14 protein-coding genes and 1 tRNA gene are annotated in these 17,118 nt (G+C 68.2%); 2 read left to right on the forward strand and 13 right to left on the reverse strand.

Annotated elements, in window-relative coordinates:
* Nucleotides 1–11 precede the first annotated feature (11 nt).
* The 3 genes from VQ067_RS26340 to VQ067_RS26350 all read right to left on the reverse strand — a co-directional run bounded on the left by VQ067_RS26340 (nt 12) and on the right by VQ067_RS26350 (nt 2,052).
* Nucleotides 12–617, reverse strand: a complete 606-nt coding sequence (locus VQ067_RS26340) for an AAA family ATPase (protein WP_196496113.1) — start codon at nt 615–617, stop codon at nt 12–14.
* Nucleotides 587–1,387 (reverse strand): class I SAM-dependent methyltransferase, encoded by an 801-nt coding sequence (locus VQ067_RS26345; RefSeq protein WP_003095295.1) that lies wholly within the window; start codon nt 1,385–1,387, stop codon nt 587–589. The genes VQ067_RS26340 and VQ067_RS26345 overlap by 31 nt, the downstream gene beginning before the upstream one ends.
* Before the next feature lie 296 nt (nt 1,388–1,683).
* Nucleotides 1,684–2,052 (reverse strand): hypothetical protein, encoded by a 369-nt coding sequence (locus VQ067_RS26350; RefSeq protein WP_074241121.1) that lies wholly within the window; start codon nt 2,050–2,052, stop codon nt 1,684–1,686.
* A 262-nt stretch (nt 2,053–2,314) separates the two neighbouring features.
* Here VQ067_RS26350 and VQ067_RS26355 point away from each other — a divergent pair, with 262 nt between their 5' ends.
* On the forward strand, nt 2,315–3,037 hold the full coding sequence (locus VQ067_RS26355) for a carbon-nitrogen hydrolase family protein (protein WP_003095301.1): 723 nt from the start codon (nt 2,315–2,317) through the stop codon (nt 3,035–3,037).
* A 40-nt stretch (nt 3,038–3,077) separates the two neighbouring features.
* Here the strand turns inward: VQ067_RS26355 and VQ067_RS26360 are convergent.
* From VQ067_RS26360 to VQ067_RS26375, 4 genes are all read right to left on the reverse strand, one after another.
* Nucleotides 3,078–3,173 (reverse strand) — tRNA-Sec (locus VQ067_RS26360).
* Nucleotides 3,174–3,304: 131 nt separating this feature from the next.
* Entirely contained in the window at nt 3,305–3,922 is a 618-nt protein-coding gene (locus VQ067_RS26365) for a class I SAM-dependent methyltransferase (RefSeq protein WP_003095305.1), read from the reverse strand.
* Between the two features lie 94 nt (nt 3,923–4,016).
* A complete protein-coding gene (locus VQ067_RS26370; protein WP_033990051.1) occupies nt 4,017–5,414 on the reverse strand; it encodes an APC family permease in 1,398 nt (465 codons plus the stop codon).
* Between the two features lie 48 nt (nt 5,415–5,462).
* On the reverse strand, nt 5,463–6,869 hold the full coding sequence (locus tag VQ067_RS26375) for an aminotransferase (RefSeq protein WP_023092650.1): 1,407 nt from the start codon (nt 6,867–6,869) through the stop codon (nt 5,463–5,465).
* A gap of 281 nt (nt 6,870–7,150) precedes the next feature.
* On the opposite strand from VQ067_RS26375, the gene VQ067_RS26380 reads away from it, so the two are divergent.
* Nucleotides 7,151–7,834, forward strand: coding sequence for a helix-turn-helix transcriptional regulator (locus VQ067_RS26380; protein ID WP_010895683.1), 684 nt, complete (start codon nt 7,151–7,153; stop codon nt 7,832–7,834).
* Nucleotides 7,835–7,837: 3 nt separating this feature from the next.
* Here VQ067_RS26380 and selB read toward each other — a convergent pair whose 3' ends face one another.
* The 6 genes from selB to fdnG form a co-directional block, all read right to left on the reverse strand.
* On the reverse strand, nt 7,838–9,763 hold the full coding sequence (selB, locus tag VQ067_RS26385) for a selenocysteine-specific translation elongation factor (RefSeq protein WP_004365408.1): 1,926 nt from the start codon (nt 9,761–9,763) through the stop codon (nt 7,838–7,840).
* Nucleotides 9,760–11,166, reverse strand: coding sequence for an L-seryl-tRNA(Sec) selenium transferase (selA, locus tag VQ067_RS26390; protein WP_023092652.1), 1,407 nt, complete (start codon nt 11,164–11,166; stop codon nt 9,760–9,762). The genes selB and selA overlap by 4 nt, the downstream gene beginning before the upstream one ends.
* Nucleotides 11,167–11,244: 78 nt before the next feature.
* Entirely contained in the window at nt 11,245–12,174 is a 930-nt protein-coding gene (gene fdhE / locus VQ067_RS26395; protein ID WP_023092653.1) for a formate dehydrogenase accessory protein FdhE, read from the reverse strand.
* Between the two features lie 132 nt (nt 12,175–12,306).
* Nucleotides 12,307–12,933 (reverse strand): formate dehydrogenase subunit gamma, encoded by a 627-nt coding sequence (locus VQ067_RS26400; RefSeq protein WP_003095316.1) that lies wholly within the window; start codon nt 12,931–12,933, stop codon nt 12,307–12,309.
* A gap of 71 nt (nt 12,934–13,004) precedes the next feature.
* Nucleotides 13,005–13,934, reverse strand: coding sequence for a formate dehydrogenase subunit beta (gene fdxH / locus VQ067_RS26405; protein WP_021263671.1), 930 nt, complete (start codon nt 13,932–13,934; stop codon nt 13,005–13,007).
* 8 nt (nt 13,935–13,942) lie between these two features.
* The gene (gene fdnG / locus VQ067_RS26410) at nt 13,943–17,023 is read right to left on the reverse strand and encodes a formate dehydrogenase-N subunit alpha (protein ID WP_079759004.1); all 3,081 of its coding nucleotides are present in this window, start codon (nt 17,021–17,023) and stop codon (nt 13,943–13,945) included.
* Nucleotides 17,024–17,118: the final 95 nt, after the last annotated feature.

A 17,118-nucleotide genomic window follows, 5' to 3' on the forward strand; every position in this document is an offset into this window, starting at 1 on the left:
TGCTTCGCTCACTACTGCGACTGTGCGAGCACGGCTTCCACCAACCTCTCGATCACCTCCCCCACCCTCCCCGGCTCGCCAACCTCCACCCAGCGCAAATGCGCGAACCGCGGATCCTCGCGCAGGCCGGTGTATTTGCGGCGGTTGCCTGCGAAGGTGGTCCATGACCAGAGCAGGATCGAATCCCTGGAGCAGAACGCCATCCGCAGCGATTCACGGTTGCCGTGGGACAGGCGGGTGCGCAGCAGGCCCCGGGCCAGGGTGCGGCGAAGGACCCGGGAGAACACCGTCCAGCGCCCGAAATTCAGCCATACCACATGGGTGGCGCGGCCCCAGAGCAACTCGCGGACGGCGCTGTAGTTGCCGTCGGCGACCCAGCGCGGCGCCGTCGTCGCCCGCTCCACTGCGTGCTCGAAGCGTTCGTGGGGCACGGCTTGCCAGCCGGGGCCCCAGTAGAGTCGGTCGAGTTCGACATGCGTACAACCCAGCCTGGCGGCCAGCGCGGCGGAGAAGGTCGACTTCCCGGCCCCGCTGGTGCCGACCACCACCACACGCAGCGGCGCGCCTCGCCCGGCCTCGACGCAGGTCATGCCTTGACCGCGACCAGCGTGTAGCACATCGGGATCGCCAGCGGTCCGTCCTCGTAGAGGTCGTAGAGTTCCTCGCGATTCGAGTGCGGGTACTCCTTGAAGTGACTCAGGCGCAGGCCGGCGCCGAGCAGCCCGCCGAGGATGTCGCCGAGCGGGTGGACGTACCAGTAGCTGGCGATGCCGGTATCGCTGCCGCTGCCTTCGTAGACGATGGCCTCCCGGGATACGTGGGGCGTGTCGGTGAAGTAGTCGTTGCGCAGTTCGAACGGTCGCTCCGACTCGGGTTCGAGCATCTCCAGGAACGGGTGGGTCTCATAGATCGCCAATTGCCCGCCCGGCTTCAGCAGGCCGCTCACCGAGGCGAAGAAGCGCGCGATGTCGGGCATCCAGTTGAGCACACCGATGGTGATCAGCAGCAGGTCGAACTGACCGTTCAGCTCGGCCGGCAGCTCGTAGGCATTGGCTTCGACGAAACGCGGCTGATGCGGCGAGCGCTCGGCCAGTTGCCGCGCCTGGGCGAGGAAGGCGGCGGACTGGTCGATCCCCACCGCCCGCGCGACGCCGAAGGCGTACAGCGAAAGCACTTCCCGGCCGTTGTTGCAGCCGACCTGGACCGCCGCCTTGCCGGCCAGGTCCAGATTGCGCAGCACGCCAGCCAGGGTCTCGTCCAGGCAACTGAAGCCGGTTTCCTGTACCGCCAGCGACAATTCCTGCCAGCCGCTGCCACGCAGGTGACTGTCGGCGGACGCGTCCCAGGCGCGTCGGTTGCTTTCCACCGCGTGTTCAAGATCCGTCATGCGAAAACCTCAGAAGTGTTCCCAGGAAGGCCAGCCGAGTCGCGAACCCGCAGCCCACTCAATCGCGGAATTGCAGCCCGATATGGGCTCGGCAGTCGCGTCGTTCCAGGCTGCCTTCCTGGAAAGCGCCGCAGGCGCGGTTTCTCAGAGGCAGCGTCTGTTCCACCACGGTCACCCGGCACCTCGTTCGCCGGTTGGCGCTGCTCGGCGGGTCGCGGCGCCTGACGCCGGCCGTTCAGGTTGTCGGCCCCGCCTGGCGGGATGCGCCGGCGCGTCGCGGCGATCCGCCTGCATGCTCAATAGAGACCGATGGCGCTGCCTCGCTCGAACAGCGGCACCTGGTTGGCCAGGATCATGTTGTAGCTGAGCATGAACGGCACCCCGCCGCCGCTTTCGGCGATCTGGCTTACCCAGCCGATGGGGTTGTTGAACAGCGATTCGTCGGGGCTGAGCACGCCGACGGCGGCGCTGTCCGGGTCGCCGTCCCAGATCACGTCGCCCCAGTGCCAGCCGAGGCCACGCACGTACTGCGCGCCGATCAGCGCGCCGAGGGCGAAGACCGCCTCGTCGTCGAGGCTGCGCCCCTGCTCCCTCGCATCGCGCACGTAGTCGGTGATGGCGGCGACGATCTGCGCCGGCGTCTCGTCCGCGGCGACGCCAAGCAAGGCGAGCCCCTGTGCCTGCAGCTCCGCCAGTTGCTGTTGCAGGTCCGTTGAAAGCGGATTGATCTCGGCCATCCCTGTTCTCCCGAGGCAAGCGTGCGCACCCGTCCGTCGGGCGCGCCATGAAGCGCGTTATCTTACGGCTTCGCGGCGATGAAAGCGCCCTCCCCAGCCAAACGTAGCGCAGCCGCTAATCGCCTCTTCCCGGAAATGCTGCCTTCGGCTCTACTGGCGAATTTGTGCCATCCATACCCGAGACAGCCCCATGACGCTGATCGCCGCCGCCCAGAGCTGCGCCCACCCCGCCGACCTGCCACGCAACCTCGACGACCACCTGCGCCTGATGCGTATCGCCCAGGCACGGGGCGTGCGCCTGCTGGTGTTTCCCGAACTGTCGCTCACCGGCTACGAACCCACCGCTGCCGCCGCCCTCGCCCAGCCGGCGGACACGCCCCTGCTGCAACCGCTGCGCCAGCTCGCCGAGCAGGCACGGATGACCACGGTGGTCGGCCTGCCGCTGCGCTCGCCGAAGCATGCCAAGCCGCTGATCGCCGCCCTGATCCTCGGCGCCGACGGCAGCCTCGGCGTCTATGCCAAGCAGCACCTGCACGCGGGCGAGGAACGCCACTTCTCAGCCGGCGACGGCGGCCCCCTGCTGGAGATCGACGGCCTGCCGATGGCGTTGGCGGTCTGCGCCGACTTCAGCCAACCCAGCCACCCGGCCCACGCCGCCCGTGCCGGCGCTCGCCTCTACATCGCCAGCGCGCTGATCGGAGAAAACGGCTACCCGGCCGACTCGGCCCTGCTGGCCGGTTATGCCCGCGAGCACGGAATGGGCGTGCTGCTGGCCAACCATGGCGGGCCGACGGGTGGCTGGAAGGCGGCGGGCAGGAGTGCGTTTTGGAATGAGCGGGGAGCGCTGGTCAGGGAGACGACGGGGACGGGTGAGACGCTGCTTCTGCTGGAACGGACCGAGATAGACGCTTGATCCTGTGAGACACGATGGCCGCCGAAAGCGAGCGGAGAATTGGCGGAAGGCAGTGGGAGTCGAACCCACCCAGGAACGGCTGCCGTCCCCCACCGGATTTGAAGTCCGGCCACGCCACCGGGCGTGATTGCCTTCCTCTTTGATTTGCAAGAGGTTTTCCTCGAGACGGGAGCTTATCAGGCCGGGGTCCGAAGAAGAAATGCCGGATGTCATGGAAAGTCGTTCGCACGGCCGGGCGAGCAGAGCGTAGCCCAGCCTCGGAGCACTTCACAGGCGTTTCAGGCAATGGCAGTAGACGAAGTGCTGGACCCGGCCGGCGGGAGTGACGTGGTGTTCGTCGCGGTGCTCGGTGAGCTGGAAGGCGGAGCCGAACTCGGCGTGCAGTTCGTCGGCGTCGTAGCGCATGACTGGCAGGCCGCTGCATTCGGTCGGGCCGTCGGCGGCGAAGGTGGCGACGATCACATGGCCGCCGTGGCGGACCGCCTTCATCACCTGGCGCACATAGGCGCGGCGGGCTTCGGCAGTGGTAAGGAAGTGGAACACGGCGCGGTCGTGCCAGACATCGTAGGTGGCTTCCGGCAGGTCGACGCCGGTGATGTCGCCGGCGATCCAGCGCACCTCTTCGCCGCGCGCGCCGAGGCGGTTGCGGGCGACGCGCAGGGCGGCGTCGGAAAGGTCGAGCACCGTCAGGTCGCCGAAGCCTTCGGCGAGCAGGCCGTCGACCAGGGTCGAGGCGCCGCCGCCGACATCGATGATCGCCGCCTCGCGGGGCGCGCCGATGCGTCGGATCAGGTCGAGGGACAGCGTCGCCTCGGCCTGGAACCAGCTCACCGCGTCGGACGGCTTGCTCTCGTATACCCGTTGCCAGTGCTCTCGTTCGGACATGACGACCTTCTCCGTGTTGCGCTGCGACCCATTACCCACCAAGGGCGTTAACGGCACATTAACGCCATAGGCGCTGTTGCGACAGGGCCGCTCCTCAACCGTAGGCACCGCGCAGCGACATCACGCCGCGCCTTCGCGCCGCCTGGCGGATCAGCAGTTCGCCCACGGCCAGGGCCAGCGCCACGCCGCCGACGATCTTGCCGGCGTAGGCCCAGTCCATCGGCGCGCCGGGGGTGACGACGAACAGGCCGATGCCGGCCAGCACATGCAGCGCGACGAACAGCGCCCAGAGACTGGCCAGGCGGTCGCCCAGCGGCATCCGGTAAGGCCGTGGGCGCGGGTCGGCGCGGCGCAGGCGGACGAAGGCCAGGCACATCAGCACGTAGGGCATCATGAAGACCATGGCGAAGATCGACAGCAGGGTCCAGAACAGTTCCTCGGCAGTGTGCGCCACCAGGCCGTAGAGCAGCAGCAGGACGATGCTCACCGCCGAGGCCAGCACCGCCGAGCCGATCGGCGTGCCGTGGCGCGAATGGACCACGCCGAACAGCGCCGGCAGCTCGCCGGCCTTGGCCGCTTCCACCGCGGCACGGTTGGTGCCCATGCTCCAGGTGACCATGTTGGTGAAGAGGGTGAACAGGACGAAGGCGCCGACCAGGTCGGCGAGCATCCCGCCGGCGCCGTCGTGGCCGTAGATGTTGTAGAGGGTGTGGGCGAATATCCGGGTGACGTCGGTTTCCTCGGCCGGTACCGCGGCCAGCACGCCGAGGGTGCCGAAGATGTTGAAGGCGCCGACGATCAGCCCGGAGATCAGCACCGCGCGCGGGATGTCGCGGCGCGCGTTGCGCATCTCCGCGGCGCTGCAACAGGCCAGCTCGGTCCCCATGATGCCGTAGACCATCACTCCCAGCGCGGCCATCTGGCCCGGCGAGGACGGGACGATGGAGTCCAGGCTGAAGTCGTTGGCGAAGCCATGGTTCCAGCCGAAGTGCAGGCCGCCGACGCCCAGGGCGAGCACCGCGAGCAGCTTGAGCAGCGCGCCGAGGTTCGGCAGCCACTTGCCCAGGCGCAGCGCGACCACGTTGAACGCCGCGGTGAGCAGCGCCAGGGCGATGCCGATGGCGATCTTGCCCCAGAGGCTCAGCTCGGGGAAATAGAAGGCGCCGAGCATGCTGCCGAACAAGGTGTAGACCGAAGGCATCCACAGTGCGTTGTTGACCCAGTACATCCATGACACCCGGGCCCCCCAGCGAAAGCCGAAGGCGCTACGCACCCAGTGGTAGACGCCGCCGTTGGCGGGGAAGGCGGTGCCCAGCTCGGAGGTCATCATGGCCATCGGCAGGAACAGCAGGAGCAGAACGTAGAGCCACCAGAACAGGCTCGACGGACCGAGGGAGGAAGCCAGGGCGATCTGGTCCATGAAGAGCATCGCCGAGACCGTGTAGAGCACCACATCGCGCAACCGCAGGACCTTGTTCTTGTTGTCGTCCATTGGGGTTCTCCTGAATGTTCGGGTGGGGCGCCGACGGCGCCCCGGCGCTTACCGGTGACCGGCGCGGACAAGGTCCTCCACGGTTTCCTCGATGCTCTCGCGCAGCACCCGGACCACGGTATCGACCTGTTCGCGGGTGAGGATCAGCGGCGGCGACATCACGTTCAGGTGGACGATCGGACGAACCAGCAGGCCGCGCTTCTGCGCCCGCAGGTGGACCCACTCGCCGATGTTCAGGCTTTCCGGAAACAGCGCCTTGCTGGCCTTGTCGGCGACGAACTCGACACAGGCCATGAAGCGCATCCCGCGCACGTCGCCGACGATGGGCAGGTCGCGGAGGCTTTGCAGGCGCTCCTCGAAGTAGCGGCCGACCTCGTCGGCGTGGGCGAGCAGGCCCTCGCGCTCGATGATCTCGATGTTCTTCAGCGCCGCCGCGCAGGCCACCGGGTGGCCGGAGTAGGTGAAACCATGGCTGAAGCAGCGGCCCTTGTCCGGCTCGGCGATCACCTCCCAGATGCGCCGGGAGAAGATGCACGCGCCCAGCGGCTGGTAGCCGGAGGTGAGGCCCTTGGCGGTGAGGATGATGTCCGGCTGTACGCCGAACACCGCCTGGCTGGCGAAGAAGTGGCCGAGGCGGCCGAAGGAGGTCACCACTTCGTCGGAGATGTACAGCACGTCGTAGCGCTGGCACAGCTCCCACATCCGCCGGTGGTAGCCTGCAGGCGGGACGATCACGCCGCCGGAGCCGAACACCGGCTCGGAGATGAACGCCCCCACCCGGTCGGCGCCCAGTTCGAGGATCTTGCGTTCGAACTCCTCCACCAGGCCGTCGAGGAACTCGGCTTCGCCCAGCCCTTCCGGAGCGCGGTAGTAGTAGGGACAGGCAAGGTGGTGGATGCGCTCGTCAAGGAAGTCGAACTCGGCCGGCCGGTCGGCGCTCTTGCCGCCCAGCGACATGCCGAGGAAGGTCGAGCCGTGGTAGGCGTTGATCCGCGTGATGACGTGCTTCTTGGCGCGCTTGCCGCGGCAGTTCTGATAGTAGTGCATGAGGCGGATCGCGGTGTCCACGGCGGTGGAACCGCCGGTGGTGAGGAACACGTGGTCGAGGTCGCCGGGGGCCAGCTCGGCGAGCTTGCGGCAGAGTTCGATGGCGCGCGGGTTGGCCATGTCGCAGAAGGGATTGGAATAGGCCAGCAGGCGGGTCTGCTCGGCCACGGTGCGAGCCATTTCCTCGCGCCCCAGGCCGATGTTGGTGCACCACATGCCGCCCACCGCGTCGAGGTAGCGGTTGCCGGCGGTGTCGTAGATATAGGCGCCGTCGCCGGCGGCGATGTTCAGCGAGCCGTTGACGCGGTGGTCATCGAACACGTGGTAGCCGTGCATGTAGTGGGCCTGGTCGGCACGGACCAGGTCGGCGTCGCCGAGGGGGGACGTGGCGTGCAGTCTTGCGTTCATCGGGCTGTCGCTCTTCTCGGATGGATGCTCCGAGGGTGCAAGAGCACCGCGCGGCGGGCCATACCCCATTTTGGGGTAAGCGCTGGGTGCGGCCGACGCGGCTTGCTATCCTGCGGCGACAACGACAAGAACGAGCCGTACCGTCCATGCAGGCCATCGCCCCGAACGCCCTCGACCGCTGGCACGAACACCTGGCGCTGGCGATCCGGCGCCTGCGCCAACCCGACTTCCTCGCCGCTCTGGTCGACGCCATCCACCAACTGGTGCCGATCGAGTCGAGCATGATCAGCCTGGAACGCAAGGGCCACGCGCCCACCCTGCTCTACGAGCGCGGCATCGCCGAGCGCTTCCGCGAGGCGATCATCCGCCGCTACTTCTCCCGCGGCTACCTGCTCGACCCTTTCTGCCTGGCGGTGGAGGAAGGCCTTCCGGAAGGCTTCTACACCCTCGGCGAGATCGCCCCCGACGACTTCTTCCAGAGCGCCTACTACCAGACCTACTACCTCGGCGCCGGAGCGGTGGAGGACGTCTACTACATCCTCGACCTCGGCCCCACCGAGAAGCTCTCGATCTGTCTCTACAACGGCCTTTCGGCGAGCCGCTACAGCGACGCCCAGGTCGCCGCCCTCGCCGGCCTGGCGCCGCCGGTGCTGGAGCTGGCCCGGCAGTTCTGCGCCGGGCGCGCCGACCTCTCGCCGAACCCGCAGGCCGACCTCGCCCCGCGCCTTCAGGAAGTGCTGCGCGGCTTCGGTCGCGGCGTGCTCACCGACCGCGAACGCGAGGCCTGCCACCTGCTGCTCAGCGGCCACTCGGCGAAATCCAGCGCGCGGCTGATGGACATCTCCCCGGAGACCGTGCGCATGCACCGGAAGAATCTCTACACCAAGCTGGAAGTCGGCTCGCAGTCGGAACTGTTCGCGCTGTTCATCGAGTGCCTGAGCCAGGGGCAGCGCGTCGGCCCCTGAGACTCAGGGCGAGACGCCGCCGAGCAACTGTTCGGCCAGCGCCGAGCCCTCGCGCAGGCGACGGTCGTTGCCGATGCGGCGGGTCAGGCCGATGCGGTCGAAGTGCTCGAGGATCTGGATGCTGCGCTTGCGGCCGATGCCCAGGCGGTCGCGGAATTCCGCCGGGCGGATCAGCCCGGCGGGGTCGCGGACCTGCACGGCGATCTCGGCCAATTGACGCAGGGTGGCTTCCGGGTAGAACAGGTCGCGCACCACCTGCTGCAACTGGCCCAGGCGCGCCAGCTTGCGCAGCAGGTTGCGCATGGCGGCTTCGTCCTGGCGCAGCTCGCGGGCCAGGTCGCGAACCCAGGGCGGGTCGTAGCGGCCGGCTTCGAGCAGCGGCCAGAGGCGCGCGCGCAGTTGCTCCTCGCTATCGCTCAGGCGCACTTCGTGGCCGGGCAGGTGCAGCCAGGGCCCGCTGCTGTGCACGTCGCCGCCGGCCAGGGCGGCCTCGAGCAAGGCGATGAACACCGGCCGCTCCAGCTGCGGCAGGGCGTAGCGACGCAGGCGGTCGCGGTCGGGACCGAGTTCGTCCGGTAGCTCTTCGTGGAAGCGCCGCAGGCCGGCGAGCAGTTGCTCGACCAGGGCGAACCAGCGCTCCCCGGCGAACAACCGGGGGCCGAGGCGGGTCTGCACCTCGACCACCTCTTCCGGCAGCCGCCAGTGCTCGCGCGGGCGGTTGAAGGATTGCACCAGGCGTTGCGGGTCTAGGCCGTTCTCGGCAGCGCCGAGCAAGGTCGGCAGCGCCTCCTCCAGGCTTTCCTGGCGCAGCGCCTGGAGCTGTGCCAGACGTGCCGGCGTTCGTCGGTTGCGCGCCGGCGCGGCGCCGTCGAGCACCCGCCCACCGCCAAGGGTGCGCTGCGCCGACTGGTCGCGCAGCACCAGGCGGTCGCCGTGCAGGGCCTGGATCGGCGCGTTCAGCACCAGTTGGGCGAAGGCGCGGTGGCCAGGCTCCAGTTGTTCGCCTTCGAGCAGGGCCAGGCGTCCGGTGACGTCCTGGGTGCCCAGGTGCAGGTGCACCGGGGTCCAGTGGGTGAAGTCGCGGAGTTCGTCGGGCAACAGGCGGAAGTCGATGTCGACCCGCGTGGTCGGCGCGTGCAGCGCTGCCTGCAGCAGCCAGTCGCCGCGCTGGATCTGTTCCAGCGCAAGGCGCTCGCCGGCGATGTTCAAGGCCACGCGCTGGCCGGCCCAGGCCTGTTGCGCGGGCCGGTTCTGCGCGTGCAGGCCGCGCACCCGCACCGGCCGTCCGGCGTTGCCGAGGAGCAGTTCGTCGCCCACCGCGACCTGTCCGGAGAAGGCCGTGCCGGTGACCACGATGCCGCTGCCGGCGACGCTGAAGGCCCGGTCCACCGCCAGGCGGAAGTATCCCTCGCGGCTACGCTCGCGGACTTCGCCGGCGAGCCCGCCGAGTGCTTCGCGCAACGCCGCGACGCCCTCCCCGGTGCTGCTGGAGAGCGGGAAGATCGGCGAGCGCGCCAGCGGGCCGGAGGCCAGCAGGTGTTCGACCTGGGTCCGCACCTGCTGCACCCGCTGCGGCTCGACCCGGTCGATCTTGGTCAGCGCCACCAGCGCCCGGCGGATACCGAGCAGTTCGACGATCGCCAGGTGCTCGCGGGTCTGCGGCATCAGGCCGTCGTCGGCGGCCACCACCAGCAGCACGCAATCGATGCCGCTGGCGCCGGCCAGCATGTTGTGGACGAAGCGCTCGTGACCGGGCACGTCGATGAAGCCGGTGGGGCTGCCGTCGCCAAGGTCGGCGTAGAGGTAGCCCAGGTCGATGGTGATCCCGCGTTGGCGCTCGGCCGGGCGGCGGTCGCCCTCGATGCCGGTGAGGGCACGCAGCAGCGAGGTCTTGCCGTGGTCGATGTGCCCGGCGGTGCCGACGATCACGACAGCTCGCTCCGCAGTCGCGGCAACTGGGCGAGGAACGCCGGCTCGTCGTCGAGCTGGCGCAGGTCGAGCCAGAGGGCGTCGTCGTCGAGCCGACCGATCACCGGCAGCGGCAGCCCGCGCAGGGCTTCCTCGAGGTTGCGCAGGGCGCGTCCGCGCAGGCGCCTGGGCTGCCGCGGACGCAGGCACAGCGCAGCGCTGGCCAGCCGCGCCACCGGCTGCGCGCCGCTGCCGATCATGCCCAGGGCGTCGACCGCGGCGACCTCCCAGCCCTCGCCGAGCGCCTCGCCCAGCGCCGGCGCCAGACGCTCGGCCTGGGCGCGGATCTCCGCCGCCGGGCGGCTGAGCAGGCGCAGGGTGGTCAGGCGTTCGGCGAGGCGGTCCGGATCGCGGTACAGGCCGAGCACCGCCTCGAGGGCGGCGAGGGTCAGCTTGTCGACGCGCAGGGCGCGCTTGAGCGGGTTCTTCTTGATCCGCCCGATCAGTTCGCGGTTGCCGAGGATCAGCCCGGCCTGGGGCCCGCCGAGCAATTTGTCGCCGCTGAAGGTAACGATGTCGGCGCCGTCGGCCAGGGCTTCCTGCACCGTCGGTTCCTTGGGCAGGCCCCAGCGGGTCAGGTCCACCAGGGTGCCGCTGCCGAGGTCTTCCAGCAGCGGCAGGCCGTGGCCATGGGCGATGGCCGCCAGTTGCGCGGTGGGCACGCTGGCGGTGAAGCCCTGGACGCTGTAGTTGCTGGTATGCACGCGCATCAGCAGGCCGCTGCGCGGGCCGATGGCGGCTTCGTAGTCCCTGGCGTGGGTGCGGTTGGTGGTGCCCACCTCGTGCAAGCGCACGCCGGCGCGGGCCATGATGTCGGGAATGCGGAAGGCGCCGCCGATCTCGATCAGCTCGCCGCGCGAGATGATCCCTTCCTTGCGCGCCCCCAGGCTGTTCAGCGCCAGCAGCACCGCTGCCGCGTTGTTGTTGACCACGGTGACCGCCTCGGCGCCAGTGAGTTCGCGGATCAGCCCGGCGATCAGGTCGTCGCGGTCGCCGCGCTTGCCGCTGGCCAGGTCGAACTCCAGGTTCAGCGGGTAGCGCGCGGCCAGGGTGATCGCCTCGATGGCTTCGTCCGGCAGCAGGGCGCGGCCGAGGTTGGTATGCAACACCGTGCCGGTCAGGTTGAACACCCGCCGTACGCGGCTGGCATGCTGCGCGGCGAGGCGTTCGCCGGCGCGCCCGGCGAGCACCGCCTCGCTCAGTTCGATCTCGGCGAGGGCACCGCGTCGGGCCGGCTCGCGCAGTTCGTCGAGCAGGTCGCGGAGGGTCGCCAGCAACGCCTCGCGGCCGTAGCGCTGGTGCAGGGGAGCGGCCGCCGCGCTGCGCAGCAGGCGGTCGACCGAAGGCAAGCGAACGGAACTCATGGAGAAACCTTATCCACAGGGTAGGGTCACCGACACGCCCATCATAGACGCGTCGGCGCATGCCCGCAGCGTCTTCGGCTATTCGCCGCCGGGGGCCAGCAACAGGTTCGGCGAACGCCGCAGGTAGCCGTCCTCGGCCAGGCGCATGTCCAGCGCCAGGCTGGCCAGGTCATCGGCAAGGGCATCGGCGTGGCGGTCGAACTCCAGGTAGAACTGCTTCAGGTAGCCCTGGCAACTGGGGCAGGTCTCGGCGCGCAGCACGGCCTTTTCCGCCGGCTGCCCGTCATGCTCCAGGGACAGGTAGGTCAGGTGCTTGCTTTCCTCGCAGTGGCTGCACTTGATTCGCACGTAGTGCCATTCGCAGGCGCACAGCGAGCAGCTCAGGTAGCGCAGACCGGTTTCCTTGCCGCCCTGGCGGATCATCCCGGCCATCGGCGGCGAGCCGCAGGCGGGGCACAAGGTCCGGCTCTCGGTCTCGACCACCGCGCCCTCCTCCAGTCCCAGCAGCCAATGGCTCCAGGCTACTTGCAGGGCGGCGCCGAGGAACGGCACCAGGGCCGCCGGCAGGAGGTCGAACTGACCGCTGAGCAAGGCGATGGCCCAGGCCTTGCGCTGGCCTTCGTCGGCTTCGCGCAATTGTTCGAGTGCCGCGCCGACGGCGGCGTTGGCCGGTGCCGGGTAGCCCGCGAGCAGGGCATCCAGCCAGGGCAGCCAGGCGCCTTCGCGCACCAGCAGGTCGTAGGCCAGCGGCGGCATGCCGTGCTCGCGGCTCTTGCGCAGGCGCTCGGGGTCGAGCGGGGCCAGCGCCGGCGGGTTGTCCAGCAGCGCCTGCTGGAGCCGGCAGAGACCGGCGACCAGGCGCAGGTAGTCGCCCATCGGGTGCCCCTCGGCCAGTTGCAGCAGGCGCTCGCCGCGGAGGGCGAACAGGTCGCGCGACGGCTGGTGCAGGTGCGGGGGAATGTTGGCGGCGGCTTCGATCTGCCCCGGCTGAAGAATGGTGCGTGACACGGGAACTCCTCGGGTCTGCGCCGGCGGGCCGGTGGGCCGCGCCGCAACGATCGGGCGCCCGGAGGGGCGCGGAATGAATGCAAAGGCCCCATCGCTGGGGCCTCCGGTCGGGCGATGGCGACACTATACGAGTCAGTGCTCCTCGCCCTTGCCGACTTCCTTCAGCCAGCCGTTATGGTGCTTGCGCGCCCAGGCGCGGCTGACCTTGCCGTAGAGCATCGCGCCCATCGAGCCCTTGACCCAGATGCCGGCGTAGATGTGCACGATGATGCTGGCGATCAGGACGAAGGCGGCGAAAGCGTGCAGGAGCGCCGACAGGCGTATCGCCTCGATGCCGAACCAGGCACTGAAGTACTGGCGCCAGATCACGATGCCGGTGACCAGCAGGGTCAGCATGCTCAGCAGCAGCACCCAGAACAGCAGCTTCTGCCCGGCGTTGTAGCGGCCGACTTCCGGGAGGTTCTCCTCGCGGTTGCTGACCACGTCGCGCCACTGCTTGAGCCACTGGATATCGCTCTTCTGCACCCGGTTGTGGTGAGCGAAGCGCACCACCAGGCCGAGGAAGAAGACGAACATCGCCAGCCCCAGGAAGGGGTGCAGGATACGCGTCCAGGGACCGCCGCCGAACAGGTTGGTCAGCCAGAACAGCGCCGGGTGGAACAGCGCCAGCCCGGACAGCCCGGCCATGAAGAACAGGATCGCCACGGCCCAGTGGTTGCTGCGCTCGTTGGCGTTGTAGCGCTGGATTTCATTTTTCATTTCCGACTCCTCGAGAGCGCCGCCGCTGCCGCCGGGTCGCGGAGGACCGGCGGCAACGCCCGCGCGCAGGCTCAACGACGCTCGTGCGGGTCAAAGGTGTGTACCGACGGATCGACCTGGTGCACCGGTGCCTCGGCTTGCCCGTGGTCTTCCTCGTCGTCCGCGCGGTTGGGACCGACGCGCACGTAGTGGAAGAACCCGGCGAGCACCGTGGCGCCCATGGCCAGCAGCGCCAGCGGCTTGGTCACGCCCTTCCACAGGCTGACCAGCGGGCTGACGCTCGGCTGTTCGGCCAGGCCGGCATAGAGCGACGGCTTGTCGGCGTGGTGCAGCACGTACATCACGTGGGTGCCGCCCACCCCTTCGGGGTCGTACAGGCCGGCGTTCTCGTAACCGCGGCTCTTCAGGTCGACGATGCGTTCGGCGGCGTGTTCCTTCATGTCCTCCTTGCTGCCGAAGACGATGGCGCCGGTCGGGCAGGTCTTCACGCAGGCCGGCTCCATGCCCACCGAGACGCGGTCGGAACACAGGCTGCACTTGTAGGCCTTGTGGTCCTTCTGCGAGATCCGTGGGATGTCGAACGGGCAACCGGTGATGCAATAGCCACAACCGATGCACTTGTCCTGGTTGAAGTCGACGATGCCGTTGGCGTATTTCACGATCGCCCCCGGGCTCGGGCAGGCCTTCAGGCAGCCCGGCTCGGCGCAGTGCATGCAGCCGTCCTTGCGGATCAGCCACTCGAGGTTGCCGGCCTCGTTCTCGTACTCGGTGAAACGCATCACCGTCCACGAGTCGGCCGTCAGGTCCATGGGGTTGTCGTAGGTGCCGTGGTTGTGGCCGACCTCGTCGCGCAGCTCGTTCCATTCCGAGCAGGCGACCTGGCAGGCCTTGCAACCGATGCACTTGGACACGTCGATCAGTTTCGCCACTTCCTCCTGGTTCCGCACCGAGGGCATCGGCGTGGTGGTCGCGGAGCGGGCGTGGATGTCCTGACTACTCATGTTTCACCTCACGCCTTTTCCACGTTGACCAGGAACGACTTGAACTCCGGCGTCTGGGTATTCCCGTCGCCCACGAAGGGGGTCAGGGTGTTGGCCAGGAAGCCGTTGCGCGCCATGCCGGCGAAGCCCCAGTGGATCGGGATGCCGACGTGGTGCACGGTCTTGCCATCCACCTGCAGCGGGCGGATGCGCTTGGTCACCACCGCCACCGCCTTGATGTAGCCGCGGTTGGAGGAGACCTTGACCTTGTCGCCGGCATTGATGCCCAGCTCCTTGGCCAGCGCCTCGCCGATCTCGACGAACTGCTCGGGCTGGGTGATCGCATTCAGCCGGCAGTGCTTGGTCCAGTAGTGGAAGTGCTCGGTGAGCCGGTAGGTGGTCGCCGCGTAGGGGAACTCGTCGGCCGTGCCGAACAGTTCCATGTCGTTCTTGAACACCCGTGCCGCCGGGTTGCTGATCGCCTTGCGGTTGTCGCGGTGCAAGGGGTTCACCCCGATCGGCGTTTCGAACGGCTCGTAGTGCTCGGGGAACGGGCCTTCGGCCATCTTGTCGACGGCGAACAGGCGGGCCACCCCTTCGGGGTTCATGATGAACGGGTTCATCCCGGCTTCCGGCGGTACGTCGGCCTTGTAGTCGGGCACGTCGGTGCCGCCCCAGGACTTGCCGTTCCACCACACCAGGCGCTTCTTCTCCGGGTCCCACGGCTTGCCGCTGACGTCGGCCGAGGCGCGGTTGTAGAGAATCCGCCGGTTCGCCGGCCAGGCCCAGGCCCAGCCGAGGGTCTGGCCCATGCCGTAGGGGTCGCTGTTGTCGCGGCGGCCCATCTGGTTGCCCTGCTGGGTCCAGGAGCCGGCGAAGATCCAGCAGCCGCTCGCCGTGCTGCCGTCGTCGCGCAGCAGGGCGAAGCCCGGCAACTGCTCGCCGGCCTTGGCCAGGATCATGCCGTTGGCCGGGTCGACCAGGTCGCTCAGGGCCTTGCCGTTGAACTCCCGGGCCAGTTCGTCCGGGCCCGGTTCGTCGGGCTTGAGGTAGGACCAGTCGAGACCGAGGATCGGCTCGGGGAAGGCCCCGCCGTCCTTGCGGTACATCTCGCGCAGGCGGTGGAACAGCCCGGCCATGATGGCGATGTCCGGACGCGCCTGGCCCGGCGGCTCGGCGCCCTTCCAGTGCCACTGCAACCAGCGGCCGCTGTTGACGATCGAGCCGTCTTCCTCGGCGAAGCAGGAGGTGGGCAGGCGGAACACCGTGGTCTTGATGCTGGCGGTGTCGACGTCGTTGTACTCGCCGACGTTGCGCCAGAACTCCGAGGTCTCGGTCACCAGCGGGTCCATCACCACCATCCACTTCAGGCGCGCCAGCGCGGCGCCGACCTTGGCCTTGTTGGGGAACGAGGCGATGGGGTTGAAGCCCTGGCAGAAGTAACCGTTGACCTTGCCCTGGTACATCATGTCGAAGTAGCGCAGCACGTCGTAGCCGGCGCCCGGCATGTCGAGCTTGGGCAGCCAGTCGTAGCACCAGTTGTTTTCCTTGGTCGCCGACTTGCCGAACCAGGCTTTCATCAGGCTGACGTGGAACTTGCCGTAGTTCTGCCAGTAGGACAGCTGTCCCGGGCGCAGCGGCTTGGCCGTGCGCTTGGCGATGTAGGCGTCGTAGTCCTGCTCGGCGTCCATCGCCAGGGTCAGGTAGCCCGGAAGCGAGTTGGACAGCAGGCCGAGGTCGGTCAGGCCCTGGATGTTGGAGTGGCCGCGCAGGGCGTTCATGCCGCCGCCGGGCATGCCGATGTTGCCCAGCAGCAGCTGGACCATCGCGCCGGTGCGGATCATCTGCGCGCCTACCGAGTGCTGGGTCCAGCCCAGGGCGTACATGATGGTCATGACCTTGCCCGGCTTGGAGGTCTCGGCGATTTCCGCCCAGACCTTGAGCATCATGTCCTTCGGCGTACCGCAGATGTTGCTCACCACGTCCGGGGTGTAGCGGCTGTAGTGCTGCTTGAGCAGGTTGAACACGCAGCGCGGGTGGGTCAGGGTCGGATCGACCTTGGCATAGCCGTCCTCACCGATCTCGTAGCCCCAGGAGGACTTGTCCGGGTAGGTCCGCTTCTCGGCGTCGTAGCCGTTGAACAGGCCGTCCTCGAAGCTGAAGCCTTCCTTCACGATAAACGAGACATCGGTGTAGTTGCGCACGTATTCGTGCTGGATCTTGTCGTTTTCCAGCAGGTAGTTGATCAGGCCGCCGAGGAAGGCGATGTCGGTGCCGGTCCGGATCGGCGCGTAGTAGTCGGCGACCGAGGCGGAACGGGTGAAACGCGGATCGACCACCAGCAGCCGCGCCTTGTTGTGCGCCTTGGCTTCGGTGACCCATTTGAATCCGCACGGGTGGGCTTCGGCGGCGTTGCCGCCCATGATCAGCACCAGATCGGCATTCTTGATGTCGGTCCAGTGGTTGGTCATGGCTCCACGGCCAAACGTCGGGGCAAGACTTGCCACCGTCGGGCCGTGTCAGACACGCGCCTGGTTGTCGAATCCCAGGATGCCGAGGGAGCGCATCACCTTGTGGGTGATGTAGCCGGCCTCGTTGGACGAGGCGGACGCGGCGAGGAAGCCGGTGGTCAACCAGCGGTTGACGGTCTGGCCCTGCTCGTTCTTCTCGACGAAGTTGGCGTCGCGGTCTTCCTTCATCAGCTTGGCGATGCGCTCGAGGGCTTCGTCCCACTCGATGCGCTTCCACTCGCTGGAGCCGGCCTCGCGCACTTCCGGATACTTCAGGCGGTTCGGGCTGTGGATGTAGTCCAGCAGGCCGGCGCCTTTCGGGCAGAGGGTGCCGCGGTTGACCGGATGGTCGGCGTCGCCCTCGATATGGATGATGTTCTGCGCGACGTTCTTGGCGCCGTCGCCCTGGCTGTACATGATCAGGCCGCAACCGACCGAACAGTAGGTACAGGTGTTGCGGGTCTCGACCGTGTGCGCCAGCTTGAAGTGGCGGACCTGGTCGGCGAAGGCCTCCGTGGGGGCCATCCCGAGCGCCGCAAGGCTCGATCCTCCAAGGCCTATACCGCAGACCTTGAAGAATTGCCGACGGTTCATATCCATCGTGCATCTCCTGCATCAGGCAAAGGACACCCGGGACATGGCCGGATGTCTCTGGTTAAAAGATAGCCAGCCTGGCGAGGTACGCCAGCCGGGCA

This window comes from Pseudomonas sp. KBN12P06040 (assembly GCF_037574965.1).
Lineage (GTDB): Bacteria > Pseudomonadota > Gammaproteobacteria > Pseudomonadales > Pseudomonadaceae > Pseudomonas > Pseudomonas aeruginosa.